Origin of the sequence: Hubeiibacter jixunmingi (assembly GCF_041928215.1) — a bacterium.
Classification (GTDB): domain Bacteria; phylum Pseudomonadota; class Gammaproteobacteria; order Pseudomonadales; family Moraxellaceae; genus Acinetobacter.
The window spans coordinates 14,090-31,278 of the sequence record NZ_JBHFHK010000023.1; the positions used below are offsets into that span (position 1 = coordinate 14,090).

The window sequence follows — 17,189 nt, forward strand, 5'->3', positions numbered from 1 at the left end:
TAACTTACTGTGGGTCGGCTTGAGTTACTTTTAATAGACTACCTAGGCTTGCAGCCTTAGGCTTCACTAACCAGAATTTACGTCCATAAAAGTCGAATTCATTACGAATACGATATGCCCAAGCACTGCCTGTTTCAGCGATATGTTCATCGAGAATTTTTGTTAAAAATTCACGGTGTTCTTCCATGGACTCCGATGAAATACGCGTTAAATCGATCAACTCATTGTTGTGATGATCAACAAAATCACCATCCAAGTCAAGTACATAGGCAAAACCACCTGTCATACCTGCACCGAAGTTATGCCCTACACGTCCAAGCACAGTCACCACACCGCCCGTCATATATTCGCAGCAGTGATCGCCTGCACCCTCAACGACAGCAAATGCCCCCGAGTTACGCACTGCAAAACGCTCGCCTGCAGTGCCCGCAGCAAACAATTTACCGCCTGTCGCACCGTACAAACAGGTATTACCAATAATGGCAGTTTCTTGGCTACGGAATGGCGAACCTTTTGGTGGGAAAATACTGATACGACCACCAGCCATGCCTTTGCCGACATAGTCATTGGCATCGCCTTCGAGTTTGATATGCAAACCACCTGCATTCCATACACCCAAAGATTGACCTGCTGTACCATTGAGTTTTAGCGTAATTGGATGATTTTCCATACCCAAATCGCCATGACGTTTGGCAATTTCACCTGATAATCTTGCACCAATCGAACGGTCACAGTTACCAATACGATAGCTAAACTCACCGCCTGATTTATGTTCGATTTCCAAACGCATATCCGCCCACATTTGCTCTGCTAATGTACCTTTGTCGTGCGGTGTATTGCCTGACACTTGGCAATATTGTGGTTTACCGTTGACATCGTCATGTGATTCAAGCAATGCTCTCAAATCTAAATGCTGATGTTTTTCAGTTTCACCTTTGATAATTTCCAATAAATCAGTGCGACCAATCAAATCTTTGAGTGATGCGACACCTAAAATCGCCAACCATTCACGCGTTTCTTCAGCCACAAAGCGGAAGAAATTCATCAGCATTTCTGGTTCGCCAATATAATGCTCATCACGTAATTGTTCTTGTTGTGTCGCAACACCTGTCGCACAGTTATTCAAATGACAAATACGTAAATATTTACAACCTAAAGCAATCATCGGTGTTGAACCAAAGCCAAAGCTTTCAGCACCCAAAATGGCTGCTTTAATCACATCTAAGCCTGTTTTTAGACCACCGTCAGTTTGTACACGTACTTTGTGACGCAAGTCGTTGATACGCAAGGCTTGATGTGCCTCACTCAAGCCCAATTCCCATGGTGAACCTGCATGGTGAATCGATGATAAAGGCGATGCTGCTGTGCCACCGTCATAACCAGAAATGGTAATAAAGTCAGCATAAGCTTTTGCTACACCTGCTGCAATCGTACCTACTCCCGGTTCTGCGACTAATTTCACCGATACCATGGCTTGTGGATTGACTTGTTTTAAGTCAAAAATCAATTGAGCCAAATCTTCAATCGAATAAATATCATGATGTGGCGGTGGTGAAATCAACGTCACACCTGGGACAGCATAACGTAAACGGGCGATCAAACCATTCACTTTACCACCTGGTAATTGACCGCCTTCACCTGGTTTTGCACCTTGAGCCACTTTGATTTGCAACACTTCGGCAGAAGTTAAATAAGCTGGCGTCACACCAAAACGGCCTGATGCAATTTGTTTGATTTTTGAGTTCTTTAATGTGCCATAACGTGCAGGATCTTCACCACCCTCACCCGAGTTTGAGCGACCGCCCAGAGTATTCATCGCAATAGCAATTGACTCATGGGCTTCTGGTGATAATGCACCCAACGACATCCCTGCAGAGTCAAAGCGTGGTAAAATTTCGCTGATTGGCTCAACTTGATTAATATCAATCGCTTGGCTTGGTTTGAGTTTAAATAAATCACGCAAAGTCGCCACAGGACGAGTGTTCACCAAATCTGCATAGGCTTTAAAATCTTCATAACGACCCGAGCGTACCGCACGATGCAAAGCGTTGATCACGTCTGGATTAAAGGCGTGATATTCTTTACCATGAACATATTTTAACAAACCGCCTGCATCGATTGGCTTGCGTGCAGTCCATGCCAAGCTTGCCAATTTTTTCTGATCATTTTCCAAATCAGCAAAACTTGCCCCTTCGATACGACTCGGCACGCCTGTAAAGCATTTTTCTACCACATCTTTAGATAAACCAACTGCTTCAAAAAGCTGTCCGCCACGATAAGACGCAACCGTTGAAATACCCATTTTTGACAAGACTTTTAGTAAGCCTTTGTTGATACCCTTGCGGAAGTATACTTGAGCCTGTACTGGATCGCCTAATAATTCACCTTGTTGAATCAAATCCACAATCACATCATACGCCAAGTATGGATAAATCGCTGTTGCACCAAAACCGAGCAATACTGCAAATTGATGTGGATCACGTGCAAAACCTGTTTCCAAAATCAAGTTAGCATCACAACGTAAGCCATTTTTCATCAAGTCATGATGCACTGCACCTGTGACCATCACGGCATTGGCAGGCAAATAACCTTCACGGATATTTCTATCTGATAAAATAATCAAAGTTTTGCCATCAAGTACCGCTTGTGCTGATTCACGGCAAATACGCTCAATCGTTGCTTCCAAACCTTCGCTTTCAGGATAATTAAGATCAATCTCAGCACATTGAAAATCTTCACGCTCTAAATGACGCAATTGGTGCATTTTTGAATGTGATAAAATTGGATTTGGTACGATCAAACGTTTGGCGTGTTCTGGACTTTGTTCAAACACATTTTGCTCACGACCAAAACAGGTCTCCAATGACATCACAATCGCTTCACGCAATGGGTCAATCGGTGGGTTGGTCACTTGGGCAAACTGCTGACGGAAATAATCCGAAACATGACGCACTTGACGTGATAATACTGCCATTGGCGTATCGTCACCCATCGAGCCTACGGCTTCTTGACCTGTTTCAGCGATTGGACGAATCAATTGATCACGTTCTTCACGCGTTACCATAAACATTTTTTGTGCAGCATTTAATGCATCGCCAGTCAAACCATCTTTATACATGCTTTGTTCAAGCTGTGGATCATTTGGCATTTTGACTGCATTTTCACGCAACCACTCGCGATATGGACGCATATTTTTAAGATGATTATTGACATCTTGAGTATTCAAGATTTTGCCTGTATCGGTATCAATGACAAGCATCTGACCAGGGCCAACACGCCCTTTTGCCAGTACATCTTCTGATTTGTAATCCCATGTGCCGACTTCTGAAGCAATAGTGATATAACCATTCTTGGTAGTAACCCAACGTGCAGGACGCAAACCGTTACGATCTAACATACAAATCGCATGACGACCATCTTGTAAAACTAAGCCCGCAGGACCATCCCACGCTTCCATATGTTTTGAGTTAAATTCATAGAACGCACGTACGCCAGCATCTAACGTTTCTACGTTTTGCCATGCTGGTGGTACGAGCATACGTAATGCACGGAAAAAGTCCATTCCGCCACTCACCAGAATCTCAAGCATATTATCCAAGCTTGAAGAGTCTGAGCCTGTACGGTTTACTAATGGTGTGCATTCTAGCAAACCTGGTAATAATGGATTTTCAAATTTTGGCGTACGTGCCATAGACCAGTTACGGTTGGCAGTGATGGTATTAATTTCACCATTGTGTGCCAAATAACGGAACGGCTGTGCCAAGTGCCAACGTGGCAACGTATTGGTAGAGAAACGTTGGTGAAAAACAACAATGTGTGAATGTAAACGTTCATCAGCAAGGTCAGGATAGAACTGACTGATGGCTTCAGGCATCATCAAGCCTTTATAACTGATCACCGTTGAACATAGCGTATTGACATAAAATAGCGGATCTTGAGTCAGTTGTTTTTCTGCACGACGGCGTGCTAAGAATAATTTACGATTAAATTCAACCTCATCCAATCCCATCGGACAATTGACAATCACTTGTTCAAACAATGGCAATGAACGTAGGGCAATTTCACCTAGTACATCAAGATTAACAGGCACTTTACGCCAAGCTAGGACTTTTAAACCTTCTTCAGCCAATTCATGATTTAAGGTTTGACGTGCATGCTGTGCAAGGTTTTCATCTGTGTTAAGAAAAATTGTCCCCACAGCAAAAATTTGACTTAATGTGGTATTGCTCAGCTTTTTGGCTTCTTCACGAAAAAATTCTTTTGGCATTGCTAACAGCAAACCACAACCATCACCCGTCTTACCATCAGCAGCAATACCGCCACGGTGGGTCATGCAACTCAAACTATGAATCGCCGTCTTGACCAAATGATGGCTTGGTTCGCCTTGCATATGGGCGATTAAACCAAAGCCACAGTTATCCTTAAATTCATCAGGCTGATATAAGCCTTTTGGCTGTTGCAATGGCTGCGTTGTTGGCTGTTGCATGGCGTTCCCCTTTTATGGTGTAGTTCGCAATCATTTTTAGCATTATCCACACAATCAATGTGCGATTAAGCTTAGGTCTTTCTGTGTTCAGTCATCAGCAATATTTGACTTGGCGTACGGTAAAAAGTTTATCAACAATATTTCACCGAGCTTATAACAAAAGCAAATACCATGCCAATATGGATATAAACTCAAATATATCCGTTTGACTGTCATAACAATTATTTGTCGTCACTCAAATATAGTCCCAAAAACCTATCTATTCTAATTTATTTTACGTTATTTTTTTCTAATAAAAAATATTTTTATAAAATATTCTTTTTTTATTGACCGCTGCGTTTTTTACAAAAAAAAATCTTGCACTATGAAAGTGCAAGATTTTTGTTCATTCATCCGTTTATTCCATCAAAAAGGATCAACCACTTGCTCACCATTACGTCGAGGTGCCTGATTTTGTGGTGGATTAACACGTTGCGTATCCGTCTTTGGTGCTGGTGCATGGCTATCATTGTTCCCAGCAATATTATAATTATTTCTTGAAGAATTTGGGGAAACTGGTGCCTTTGGTGGTGGCGGATTATAAGGTAAAGGGCCTGTGGTCGTTAATGGGCTTGTGGTTGGTACTCTTGTAGTTGGAGCTGTAACGGATGTGTCCGTGATCACACGTGGCTGATTTACCCTTGACAATACAACGTTGCGAAGCCCTGTATCTATGGTTTTCTCCTCGCTTCCCATATCATTGACTAGCTTTTCATAATCACCAATCTTTTTGATTTGAGGTTTAACACTTTCAGGTAAAGCGAATTTGGTCTTTTGCAATGCTTGCGTAGCCAAGTTCTGATCATTAAATACGCCATAAAACAAGGCATAACGCTCAGGATTCTTACCATCTTGTGTACGAATATAGAAATATTGAGCACGATCAGCACTCTTATCCAAATAAGATAAAAGCAACTTTTCTTCAGTCACTTCCATGACCTGAATACTAAACTTGTTCTTATTGGTGACAATAAATTTATTACCACGAAACTCTGGTGCATGGTCTGCAATCACTACGACACGCTGTGTCAAATTCAACGCAGGAACTTCATTGACAAATGCACCAAGGTCTTTTGTATTGGCAATGGTTTCCATTTGAACGGCACGTACAGCAACTTCTTCAGTATCTTCGACTTGTGGCTTTTGTTGTACTTCGATTTGTGGCTTAGGCTTTAATAGCCACAAAATCATAAATACAGAAAAACAAATCGCAGCCAAGGCAATGACGATTAATTGCTTAATGGTATACCATGTACCTGAAGTTGCTGTTTGTGCCATAATGATACTCAAATAATTGCAACGGCTTGATTTTCAGAAATCACCGTTTCTAAATCAGAAGGATTAAATTGCTTGGTAACAATAGCTTTGCCTAATTTCTCAAGTAAAATTAAACGTAATTGTCCTTGCAAGACTTTTTTATCATGTGCCATATGTGCCAAAAATTCATCGACAGGAATAGCTGCTGATAATACTGGTAAATGAGCTCGTTTTAGAATGTGACGAACACGATCTACATCCGCAGTAGAGATCCATCCATTTAACTGTGACAAATGTGCTGCCATCACCATGCCCACGGCAATCGCCTCACCATGTAGCCATTCACCATAGCCCATATGTGCTTCAATGGCGTGACCAAAGGTATGACCTAAATTCAGCAAAGCACGGTCACCTTGCTCAGTTTCGTCACGTGCAACAATCGCAGCTTTGTGTGCACAACAACGCAAAACCAGCTGTGCAATTAGCTCAGCGTCACGTTGCATGATAGCATCCATATTTTGTTCTAGCCATACTAAGAAATCTGCATCGCCAAGTAAAGCATATTTAATGACTTCAGCCATACCTGCAGAAAATTCACGATCAGGTAGTGTTGCAAGTACTGCCATATCAGCAATCACGGCTTCAGGCTGTTTAAATGCACCAATCATATTTTTGCCCAAAGGATGATTAACTGCAGTTTTTCCGCCAACGCTTGAATCAACTTGCGATAATAATGTTGTTGGAATTTGAATAAACGCCACGCCACGCTGAAAAGCGGCAGCAGCAAAACCTGACATATCACCAATCACGCCCCCGCCTAAAGCAATGATGGTGCAATCACGATTAAAACGATGCGTCAATAATGCATCAAAGATCATGTTAAGATGATTTAAGTCTTTAAATTTTTCACCGTCTGGAAGAATACAGCTGGCTACTGTCTTACCTAATGTTTGTAATTGTTGTTGATATTGCTGTAGATATATTGGTGCTATCGTATCGTTAGTCACAATCATCACTTGATCAGAAATGATGTAATCAGCTAATAGCTCATGACTTGCTAGCTGATTTCCGATAAAAATAGGATAACGTCTGGCACCAAGTTCAACATATAAAGTTTGCATAGCACTAATTCACATGATTTAAATTATGTTGCTCAACATAACATTTTATCGCCTCCATAACCAGCTTTGCCATGTCTTTTGGTGAACCCTGCTGACTTGGCACAATAATGTGTGCTGCTTGACGATATAATGGATCACGTTGCTCTAACAACTGCTGCAATTTTAGCTGTGGATTATCAACCTTCAGCAAAGGACGGTTACGATCTCGTGCCGTACGTGCCAATTGAATTTCCACTGGGGTATATAAATAAACTACTAAACCGCGAGCATGTAAATGCTCACGGTTTTCGGCTTGAGTAACAGCTCCACCACCTGTCGCCAGAATGATGGATTTGCGACGAGTTAAATCTTCGATAACCATTTTTTCACGCGTTCTGAAGCCTTCTTCACCTTCTTTTTCAAAAATCCAAGGTATGTTAGCGCCAGTACGTGCTTCAATTTCATGATCGCTATCAACAAAATCTCTCTGCAGAAATTCAGCTAAGTAGCGACCTATAGTGGTTTTGCCTGCACCCATTGGTCCTACCAGATAAATATTAGGCAAGCTCAATGTTTGCAGGCGATTCATACAATTTAACTCTACAACTTAGCGGTTAACGCTATTGTCTGCCACAATGCGTGGAGTTACGAACACAAGCAACTCATTGCGGTTATCGACTTTTTGGGTTCTCTTGAACAAACTACCGACTACAGGCAGATCACCCAAAACAGGCACTTTCGTTACTCTGCTACTGTTAGTGCTTTCAAAAACCCCACCTAATACAATTGTTTCACCGTTTCCGACCAATACATTAGTATTAATATGGTTAGTGTCGACTGTCAATTCACCATTTTCGGCTGTAGTACCGATGCTGTCTTTATTAATATTCAACTCCATACCAATTTTACCTTCTGGGGTAATGCTTGGCGTAACATCTAGCAATAACACTGCGTCTTTGAATGAAACAGTAGCCATCGCTACACCACCAACGTTAGACATTGTTTGGTAAGGAATCTGCGTACCAGATTTAATAGTCGCTTTTTGCTTATCAGCAGTCAAAACTTTTGGTGTAGACACGATTTCGGTTAAACCATCTGCTTGTGCAGCTGATAATTCTAAGTCCAATGCCAAGTCTGAAAGTCTTAATAATCCAAAAGCAACACGACCAGCTGCATTAGCAATACCTAAATCGACATTTAGGTTATTCATTAATTCAGCCCCTGATGGTGCACGTGAGCCACCGCCATTTGCCAAATCACCTAAGCTTCTTGTACTTCCGCCAACTACTAAACTATTTCTTCCACCTGCAGATGGTGTGAATACACCCCATCTCACACCTAAATTCTTTGTAAACTCGTTTGTTGCACGCACGATACGCACTTCAATCATTACTTGACGTAACGGTACATCAACTAAGCTCAACATCTTACGCACTTTATCAATGTTTTGTGCAGTATCATTAATAATCAATGTATTAGTACGATCATCAGAAACAGCACTACCACGTGGACTTAATAAGGTATCCAAAGAAAGGTTATCAGCTGGGTTACCATTACCGGCATTAGTTGCTTCACGAGATTTATCGTTATTTGCACGCACATCTGTTAATAGCTTTAATACTGCAGAAGCTTTAGCATAGTTCAATTTAATGTAATCAGTCTGAATCGGAATTTGTCGTGCAGATTGCGCACGCATATCTGCTTCTTCTTTTTCAGTTTTAAGTAACTCAGCAACAGGAGCAACCTGAATAACATTACCATTTTGTCGCTTATCTAGACCTTTAGTCTTCATAATCACGTCAAGTGCTTGATCCCAAGGTACATCTTTCAAGCGGATGGTAATTTGCCCTTGCACAGAGTCTGCCGCAACAATGTTATTGCCAGTAAAATCTGCTAGCAATTGTAAGACACGACGTACTTCAATATCTTGGAAGTCCAAGGATACTTTTTTACCTGTATAAGTTTTTTGAGCACGATTTGTTACAACATTGTTTATGTCAGCTGGACGCTTAACACTAATTGTTAAACGATCATCAGTCTGATACGCCATGTACTCATAATTACCTGTTGGTTGAATAACGATAACACCGTTATTGCCTTCGTTATAAGCATCAACAGTTGTTACAGGTGTACCAAACTCACCAACATTTAAGCGACGTGCAAGATGTGTAGGCACACGGCTACCCAACATACGAACCACTACACGGCTACCTTGTTGTTGTACATCTACCGGCGTGTTACCGCTTAATAGTCGAATATTAACCAAGCCTTCATTTTGAGAACCACGCTCAAAGCCGATGTTTGCCAAGCCAATAGATTGTGCTTGACGGTTTGGATTAACTGTAGTGCTACCTACACTTAGTTTAGGAGTCACTTTAACAACTAAGTTATTACCTTCAGTCTTTGTAGTAAACGCACCAAATTCTTTTAGATTTACTGTAACGCGTGAACGTTGGCTATCTGACTCAGTAACAACATTTGAAACTTCATTGCTGCCGACAGTTAAATCTGTTGTAGCAACTTTATTTGCTACACCTTCAAAGTCTAAAACCAAGCGTGATGGATTGTTTAATTGATAAGCTTTTGGTTGTTGCGGTAAACCATTGAAAGCCATACGCAACTCTGTGCCTTGATCTGTAGAAGTCGTGCTGGTTACGTTAGTAATACCTACTTGTGCCTGTGCAACTTGCATCATTCCCATTGCTAAGGCTGTAATAGCAAATTTGTTCATGGTAAATCCCATATTCATAGATAATTTGGTGGCGTTCAAAAGTGTGATCTTTTTCATTTTGCTCTTCCTTATTTCACCGCAGCGTCGCGTAAAACCATGGTACGAGGGCGTTCTACATAACCATCTTGACCATCTGGTACGATTTCTACGATGGAAATTTGATTTGTTGTAATGTTTACAACGCGACCGCTGTTTTCACCAAGATAATTTCCACGTTGTACAGGTGTAATCTCACCATCTTTAGATAAGATCAATGCAACTATACCCACACCCGGACGATACATCGTCCCTTTCATAATCAAATCCTCTAAAGGATAAGATTCAAGAGGCTGTTTAATGCGATTAGGGTTTGGATAAACACGTCGTCCAGCCATTACACGCATTTCATTTGCTAAACTGGTAGAAATGAACGGGCTTTTCATCGCAAAAGCACCATAAGCATAGCTCGGAATAGGTGGAAAAACTGGCGGTGGAGGCACTGGCAGAGCTGGCTGATTACGGATCGTTTCCATTTCAGCAGTTGCTTTTTCTACTCTTGACTCACCCACACAACCTACCAAAGATAATGCAGCAACGAGCACCAAGACGTTAGAAGAAATTTTCAAATTACTCATCATTACTTCGCTCCTGACGCAGGTTTTGCAGAATCAGAAGATGCTGGTGCATTTGGATCTTTGCTTACAGCATCTGGCTTTTTATCCATATAACGATAGGTCTTGGCATTGATATTCATAATCAATTTAGTAGAGAACTTCTTAGGATCTTGCTCTACAGTTTTGATAGTGAAATCATGTAAGGTCACAATACGTGGCAGTGCAGCAATCGCTGTTACGAATCCACCCATACTGTGGTAACCACCAGTTACTGTAATATCTATCGGTTGTTCAATAAATATTTCTTGTTGGACTTCTGATAAAAGACTGATGTTCTTAAATTCAAGATCCGATGCCACACCTGCAGTATTGATATCTTGAACCAAGCCAGGAATCTCAGTTTCTTTAGGCAATTGTTGTAATTGCTCATTAAACTGTGCTTCCATCAACTTAATCTGCTCTTCATAAAGGGTCAAGTTTCTTAACTTAGAATCTTTATCTTTAAATTCAGTAAGCAAATTTTGGTTTTCAGCTTCGGCATTTGCGATTTCTTCTTGCAAACCTTTAATCAAAGCAAAATATGCCACTGCTGCGATAATCAACAGAATTAGGATATACATGGTCACTTTAACCGCAGTTGGCCAAGCACCAATGTTGTTTGGATCCATTTGCTGCAGCTGCTGCATATAGCGATTAAAGTCAAAGCCCTTTTTCGATGCTTCTACTGGTTCTTTTTCTAGATTTAATTTACTCATTATTCAACCCCTTATTTAGCTGTTGATGAAACAGCTTGCTCAACAGGTCTAGCAACTTCTGCACCTGTAGCAGGAGATGTTGATTGAACTGAAGAAGCCGGTTTTGCTGTAGCAGGAGCAGCGGAACTAGATGCAGGATGTGTTGTCGCAGGTTGAACAATTACAGGTGCAACTGGTTGTGTAGTCACTGGAGCTGAAGCAGTATTCGGATCAACGATGCCTGTCAATTTCTCTAAATCACCCAAATCAAGTGTCACAGTAAAGGTACCATAACTATCCTCAACACGTGGTAAAACGCCACCCGGTTGAGGTGCAGGCTGTTGCTCTGCTGCAATAAATGAACTCATAAAGGCATTTCTAAACCAAGCTGAAGTGCCTAGGTTACGCAAGAATCCAGCTACAGCTTCAGGGCTTTCAGCTTTACCCATGATTGTAAATTTATCACCTTTACGCGTAAATTCAGTCAAATACACATTTGCTGGTGTTAGACGTGTAATTTCATCAAATACGTGTACAATCACTGGACGAACACCTTGTAAGTCCTGAATGACTTTCATACGTTGTTCAATCGCATCACGCTGTGCTTTCAAACCATCCATGCTCTTTAGTTTTTGATCTAAAGTCGCATTTTCGGTTTTAACCATTTCATTGGCTGCTTGCTGATCATTAAGTTGACCATCAAAGTAGAACCAAACTGCACCCACAAGTGCTGCACCAATCAGTGCAACAAAGATACTTGTAGCGATAAATTCGCGTTTCTTTTGTTCACGGCGTTCTTCACGCCATGGTAATAGGTTAATTCTAGCCATTAGTCAAAGCTCCGTAATGCTAGCCCGCAAGCCACTAACAAAGATGCAGCATCACGTTCAAGTTGCACAATATCCACCTGACTTGCATGGGTCATGCGGATAAATGGATTAGCTAATGTCACACGATAACCTAGATTTTCTTGTAAAATCTTAGGCAAACCACGTAAGTTAGCACCACCACCTGCAAGTAATAAATGATCTATCTCAGAATATTTTGATGATGAAAAGAAGAACTGCAACGCACGTGCTGCTTGTTGAGTTAATGCATCTACATACGGATAGAAAACTTCTGTATCATAATCATCTGGTAAATCATGATCACGTTTGACTGCTTCTGCACGATCATAAGCCAAGCCATAACGTTGCTGAATCTCTTGGGTTAACTGACGACCACCGAAACCTTGCTCACGCGTATAAATAACTTGGTTGCTATCTAATACACTGAGTGTCATTTGAGTGTGACCGATATCCAAGATACCCACAACATTAGAACCGATAGGAAGACTATCTTTCATCAGTTCGTATGTACGTTCGATTGCATATGAATCAACGTCCATAACTTGTGGTTTCAGTCCAGCCAGCTCCAACGCCTCAACACGTTTTTCAACGTTTTCAGTACGTGTGGCGACCAGTAGAACTTCTACACGGCTTGGGTTACGTTCTAGACGCTTTTGCACTTCAAAATCCAAACTCACTTCATCAAGTGGGTAAGGAATATATTGCTCAGCATCCATACGGATCTGTACTTCGCGTTCGTCATCGCCCACATCTGCGTCCATTTCAATTACTTTCGTAATCGCACTAGCAGCAGGTACAGCCATGGCAGCACTCTTAGTACTTGGGTTCGCTCGATTGTAGGCACGCTCAATGGCATCACCGACATTGTCTATCTGAACGATAGTTTTATCGATAACGTCATTCTCAGCCAAAGGAATAGAAGCGTATGCTTCAATATGGTATTTACCACCCTTTGTACTCAGTTGCAGCATTTTAACTGTTGTAGAGCTTACATCTACGCCAATTACGCCTTTCGTCGATTTTGACTTTAATTTAAGCACAATTTGTTTTCCTAATTCTTTTATCCCCTAAGAAGTGTCAATTATGCACTATTTTTTTCATATTAGCACGCATTATTGCTAACATTCTGCACAACTTAACGTTATACTTAGGCATCTTTAAATTTTTGACACATGCTCAGGCATATTAAAACCTAGTTATGAAGCAAAATCTAGCACAAAAAGGACATATTCATCCTTTTTTCTCGGTCATTATTCTTGGCACCCTCGCTTTACCGATGGGCTTCTATGGTATGTACTTATACATCACACCATCTTTGCCGAGTATGTCCAGTCTACAAAAAGCACCTCTCGAAAAGCCAATGCAAATTTATAGTAAAAATAATGTATTGCTTGCTGAGTTCGGTGATCGTCTGTCTTTACCTGTGCAATATAATGAAATTCCTCAAGATTTTATTCATGCTTTTTTAGCTGCCGAAGATTCGAGCTTTTTTGAGCATGGTGGCGTCAGCTTCAAAAGCTTAGGACGTGCAATGTCGGAGTCTGTGAGTGGTGACGGTGGACAAACTGGTGGCTCCACCATTACCATGCAGGTTGCAAAAAATTATTATCTTAGTCCTGAACGAACTTTACGCAGAAAACTGACCGAAATCTTCCTTGCACGCAAGATTGAACAAAACCTAACCAAAGAAGAAATTTTAACGCTTTATGTGAATAAAATTTTCTTGGGTAAGAATGCTTACGGTATTCAGGCAGCAGCACGTATTTACTACGATAAAGATTTAAAACAACTGACTTTGGCGGAAAAAGCCATGTTAGCTGGCTTACCTAAAGCACCTTCTCGTTTCAACCCTGTGGTAAATCCTGAGCGTGCTTTAGAGCGTCGCAATTGGATTTTAGGACGTATGTTGCAACTTGGTTATATCAATCAAGCTGCATACGATGCGGCAATTTCGGAACCTATCCAACTGCGTATCAACGAACGTAAAGTTGTCGAACAACATCCTTATGTCACTGAAGCAGTCCGTAAGGAACTGACCGATCGTTTTGGCGAACAGGTGATTAATAGTGGTATTCGTGTTTATACAACTGTTGATACACGTCGCCAAACCATTGCTGAAGAAGCTGTACGCAAAGGTTTAGAAGCTTATGATGCTCGTCATGGATGGCGTGGTGTGGAAGCACATGATCAACCTTTGCAAAATTTTATTCCTTATAATAATACTTGGCCTGCAAAAGTGACCAAAGTACTTGCAAACAGTTTTGAAGCAGAAATGCAAGATGGTAGTAAAGTTACCATACCTTGGTCAGGCATGAATTGGGTTCGCTTGTATCGCAATGCCAATAACCCAGGACCAGCAGCCAGCCGTGCATCTCAGATTGTTAAAGTCAATGATATTGTACGTTTACGTCCAACTAATGACGAAAAAACCTCTTGGAAACTTTTCCATATCCCTGTCGCACAAGGTCAATTGATCTCACTTAATCCAAATAGTGGTGCGATTGAGGCAATGGTAGGTGGTTATAGTTTTTATCAGTCTAAGTTTAACCGTGCTACGCAAGGTTTCCGTCAACCAGGCTCAACGATTAAGCCATTTGTTTATGCCTTAGTCTTAGAAAAAGGCATGACCCCAACCACATTGATCAACGATGCACCCATTAATATTGGTGGCTGGCGTCCAAAAAACTCTGACGGTAAGTATGCAGGTTTAATGCCATTACGCCGTGCACTTTACTTATCACGTAACACCGTGTCAGTACGTATTTTGCAAAGTGTGGGTATTGAGCGTGCACGTCAGTTCATGATGGACGTAGGCATGCACGACAGTATGATTCCTAAAAATTATACTATTGCTCTAGGTACACCAAATGCATTACCAATTCAAATGGCAACAGGATATGCGACTTTTGCCAATGGCGGTTTCCGTGTACAGCCGTATCTTATCGATCGTATTGATGATATTAATGGCAAAATGGTTTATCGTGCTGATCCAGTGTATGCATGTGTCAAATGTGCAATCGAACAGCAAAAGAAAGAAGAGCAATACAGCAAGTTGCTTGATGCAAGCATGAATGCCAAAGATGACGAAAATACTGATAAAAAATCTAAAAAATCTAAAGATGAGCAAAAGCAGGAAGAAATTGCCGCTTTAGAAGCATCTGTTATGCCTGCAAAAGCGACCAATCAGACACAACAAACCATTCGTCCAGCAAGTGAATATCGCCAAGCAAGACGTATATTAAAATCAAGCACCGCATACCAAATGTCAAACATTTTGCGTGACGTAATTCAGCTCGGTACTGGTCGTGCTGCGATGAAATTAGGTCGTGATGATTTGGGTGGTAAAACAGGGACAACGAATGATGCCAAAGACGCATGGTTTGCAGGATTTAACGGTGACTTAGTCACTATCACATGGGTTGGTTTTGATAGACCAAGTACGTTAGGTCGAAGCGAATACGGCGGTGTTGCAGCACTACCAATTTGGATGGAATACATGGGTAAATCCTTAAAAGGTCGCCCATCATCTTGGGTGACATTAGACAGTAGTGCAGAGGCAAACAAAGCCTTTAACCGCAATGAGACTCAGGCTGAAAGCAAAGACGCCAAAGGCAAAACACAAAAACGTGTGATTCAAAACAATGCCAGCTCAAGTGATGAGCCACCTATGGCAATTGCAATGTATCGCCCAGTTACACCAACAACAAATAGTGGCAGCAGTGCTAACAGCAGCTCAAATCGTAACTCCAATAATAGTGGTAACGATGACTATGCTATTACACCACTTGCTCCACCACCTAAACGTCCAAAAACCAACGACTTTGAAGATTTACCTGGTGAACAAATCATCCTACCAAGCGATGAGCATCCACCTGAATTGAAAAATCAATAGTTGTAAAAAAGCATACTTATAAAAGTATGCTTTTTTGTTCTAACCGCTCAAACTGGTTATGCTTATTACGCCTTATCCACATAGGCAGACCAGATTTTTTGACCCTGTGAAGTCGCTAATCGCAATTCTAGCTGATCACCACGCTGCAACGCACCCACACCTGCTGGCGTGCCTGTCATGATCACGTCACCTGCTTGTAGACTAAAATTTTCTAAAGTTTTAATCAAAATTTCATTGATATTAAAAATCATTTTTGCAGTATGACCTTGTTGTTTCAACTGTTGATTTTGCCAAAATTCAAATTCAACATTTTGCCAATCTGCAATCACATTACTAGGCAACCATTCTGCCAACACACACGAGCCATCAAAAGCTTTGGCACGCTCCCACGGGTAGCCTTTGGCTTTTAACTCGCCTTGTAAATCACGCAAAGTCAGATCCAAGCCCAAAGTCACCGCATCAATACTGGCTAGTAATTGCTGATCATCATAAGACTCGCCACACTTTAAATCTTGTCCTATACGAATGCACAGTTCACATTCATAATGACAACTACCCCATTGTGACTGCCATGTAATCGCTTGATGATTATCAATAATACTGCTATTTGGTTTGATAAATAAAATTGGGTAATCAGGCACGGCATTGCCCAACTCTTGTGCGTGCTCGACATAATTACGCCCAATACACACGACTTTCGAGATCTGATGAACGACTGACACAACTCACTCCTTGCTTTGTTGATTTAAAAATTACTTTATCAAAAAATAGATGATGAACAACTATTTTGAACGATTTAAAAATGCCTTTTCAAATAATTCACGTTTACCCGTCTGTTCAATGGCATTTTTAGACACCAAAATCATGGTACGTGATTTGAGTTCAATTGCATAGCACAGTTTGCCTACACGAAAGCCCTCTACACCGTCATAAGAAAAGGCTTGCTGTTTATCCCCCATCGAAATCACAAACTCATCCTGATACAAATCAATCCCTTGTTCAATCTCTGTAAAACGTGCTTGATTTTTTTGAAATTGTTTACGAAAAATCCAAGGTAAAATCACTAATCGCATCAATAATTGCAAGATTAAAAAGCTTGCACCCAGAATCACAAAGAATTTGCCTTGTCCATTCCAGCCCAAATAAAAACCCCACCCCATGATCAGAACGCTTAGTAATGGCGTAAGCCATGCAGTCATTTTTTGTCGTCCAAAAATGGTTAAATTCACACCTTCTTGGAATTCTTCTATAGTTAAGCGGTGACGACTTTGCAAAATGGGATTACGATTAAGATTAGACATCTGACTTTCATCAACAAAAAAACAGCAATTACCTTAATGAATTTGTAGTGAAAACTCAAGGTTTTTATTATTTTTAAGTTAAGTAGACAATAAAAAACCACCTATCAATGATAAGTGGTTTTTTAAGAATATGGTGCGCTCAGAGAGATTCGAACTCCCGACCCCTTAGTTCGTAGCCAAGTGCTCTATCCAGCTGAGCTATGAGCGC

General features: G+C 41.1%; 11 protein-coding genes, 1 tRNA gene and 1 pseudogene. 1 reads left to right on the forward strand and 12 read right to left on the reverse strand.

All coding sequences use genetic code 11. From position 1 onward, the window contains the following. Positions 1–4 precede the first annotated feature (4 nt). The 9 genes and pseudogenes from gltB to ACEYX7_RS05345 form a co-directional block, all read right to left on the reverse strand. Positions 5–4,486, reverse strand: a complete 4,482-nt coding sequence (gltB, locus tag ACEYX7_RS05305; RefSeq protein WP_374806778.1) for a glutamate synthase large subunit — start codon at positions 4,484–4,486, stop codon at positions 5–7. Positions 4,487–4,891: 405 nt separating this feature from the next. Continuing rightward, on the reverse strand, positions 4,892–5,803 hold the full coding sequence (locus ACEYX7_RS05310) for a hypothetical protein (protein ID WP_374803209.1): 912 nt from the start codon (positions 5,801–5,803) through the stop codon (positions 4,892–4,894). 8 nt (positions 5,804–5,811) lie between these two features. Next, positions 5,812–6,903, reverse strand: coding sequence for a 3-dehydroquinate synthase (aroB, locus tag ACEYX7_RS05315; RefSeq protein ID WP_374806779.1), 1,092 nt, complete (start codon positions 6,901–6,903; stop codon positions 5,812–5,814). Between the two features lie 4 nt (positions 6,904–6,907). Next, complete coding sequence (gene aroK, locus ACEYX7_RS05320) at positions 6,908–7,471, reverse strand: shikimate kinase AroK (RefSeq protein ID WP_374803213.1); 564 nt, start codon at positions 7,469–7,471, stop codon at positions 6,908–6,910. 18 nt (positions 7,472–7,489) lie between these two features. Then, on the reverse strand, positions 7,490–9,625 hold the full coding sequence (pilQ, locus tag ACEYX7_RS05325; protein WP_374806787.1) for a type IV pilus secretin PilQ: 2,136 nt from the start codon (positions 9,623–9,625) through the stop codon (positions 7,490–7,492). Positions 9,626–9,681: 56 nt separating this feature from the next. Next, positions 9,682–10,227, reverse strand: a complete 546-nt coding sequence (locus ACEYX7_RS05330; protein ID WP_374803215.1) for a pilus assembly protein PilP — start codon at positions 10,225–10,227, stop codon at positions 9,682–9,684. 2 nt (positions 10,228–10,229) lie between these two features. Beyond that, the gene (locus ACEYX7_RS05335; RefSeq protein ID WP_374806781.1) at positions 10,230–10,961 is read right to left on the reverse strand and encodes a type IV pilus inner membrane component PilO; all 732 of its coding nucleotides are present in this window, start codon (positions 10,959–10,961) and stop codon (positions 10,230–10,232) included. A 170-nt stretch (positions 10,962–11,131) separates the two neighbouring features. Then, positions 11,132–11,770, reverse strand: a pseudogene (locus ACEYX7_RS05340) (PilN domain-containing protein); the annotation flags it as partial. Beyond that, entirely contained in the window at positions 11,770–12,828 is a 1,059-nt protein-coding gene (locus ACEYX7_RS05345) for a pilus assembly protein PilM (RefSeq protein ID WP_374803219.1), read from the reverse strand. The gene ACEYX7_RS05345 and the pseudogene ACEYX7_RS05340, both read right to left, overlap by 1 nt. 158 nt (positions 12,829–12,986) lie before the next feature. Between ACEYX7_RS05345 and ACEYX7_RS05350 the strand changes: the two genes are divergently transcribed. Further along, the gene (locus ACEYX7_RS05350; protein ID WP_374900282.1) at positions 12,987–15,680 is read left to right on the forward strand and encodes a penicillin-binding protein 1A; all 2,694 of its coding nucleotides are present in this window, start codon (positions 12,987–12,989) and stop codon (positions 15,678–15,680) included. Positions 15,681–15,745: 65 nt separating this feature from the next. Here ACEYX7_RS05350 and ACEYX7_RS05355 read toward each other — a convergent pair whose 3' ends face one another. The 3 genes from ACEYX7_RS05355 to ACEYX7_RS05365 form a co-directional block, all read right to left on the reverse strand. Continuing rightward, positions 15,746–16,402, reverse strand: coding sequence for a fumarylacetoacetate hydrolase family protein (locus ACEYX7_RS05355; protein ID WP_374803223.1), 657 nt, complete (start codon positions 16,400–16,402; stop codon positions 15,746–15,748). 60 nt (positions 16,403–16,462) lie between these two features. Beyond that, positions 16,463–16,981: a hypothetical protein gene (locus ACEYX7_RS05360; RefSeq protein ID WP_374803225.1), complete on the reverse strand. Its 519-nt coding sequence runs from the start codon at positions 16,979–16,981 to the stop codon at positions 16,463–16,465. A 131-nt stretch (positions 16,982–17,112) separates the two neighbouring features. Continuing rightward, positions 17,113–17,189, reverse strand: a tRNA-Arg gene (locus ACEYX7_RS05365).

What these genes read in the sequence shown, in the direction of transcription:
- gltB (WP_374806778.1), bottom strand. Translation starts at nt 4,486, where the DNA reads ATGCAACAGCCAACAACGCAGCCATTGCAACAGCCAAAAGGCTTATAT.
- ACEYX7_RS05310 (WP_374803209.1), bottom strand. Translation starts at nt 5,803, where the DNA reads ATGGCACAAACAGCAACTTCAGGTACATGGTATACCATTAAGCAATTA.
- aroB (WP_374806779.1), bottom strand. Translation starts at nt 6,903, where the DNA reads ATGCAAACTTTATATGTTGAACTTGGTGCCAGACGTTATCCTATTTTT.
- aroK (WP_374803213.1), bottom strand. Translation starts at nt 7,471, where the DNA reads ATGAATCGCCTGCAAACATTGAGCTTGCCTAATATTTATCTGGTAGGA.
- pilQ (WP_374806787.1), bottom strand. Translation starts at nt 9,625, where the DNA reads ATGGGATTTACCATGAACAAATTTGCTATTACAGCCTTAGCAATGGGA.
- ACEYX7_RS05330 (WP_374803215.1), bottom strand. Translation starts at nt 10,227, where the DNA reads ATGAGTAATTTGAAAATTTCTTCTAACGTCTTGGTGCTCGTTGCTGCA.
- ACEYX7_RS05335 (WP_374806781.1), bottom strand. Translation starts at nt 10,961, where the DNA reads ATGAGTAAATTAAATCTAGAAAAAGAACCAGTAGAAGCATCGAAAAAG.
- ACEYX7_RS05350 (WP_374900282.1), top strand. Translation starts at nt 12,987, where the DNA reads ATGAAGCAAAATCTAGCACAAAAAGGACATATTCATCCTTTTTTCTCG.
- ACEYX7_RS05360 (WP_374803225.1), bottom strand. Translation starts at nt 16,981, where the DNA reads ATGTCTAATCTTAATCGTAATCCCATTTTGCAAAGTCGTCACCGCTTA.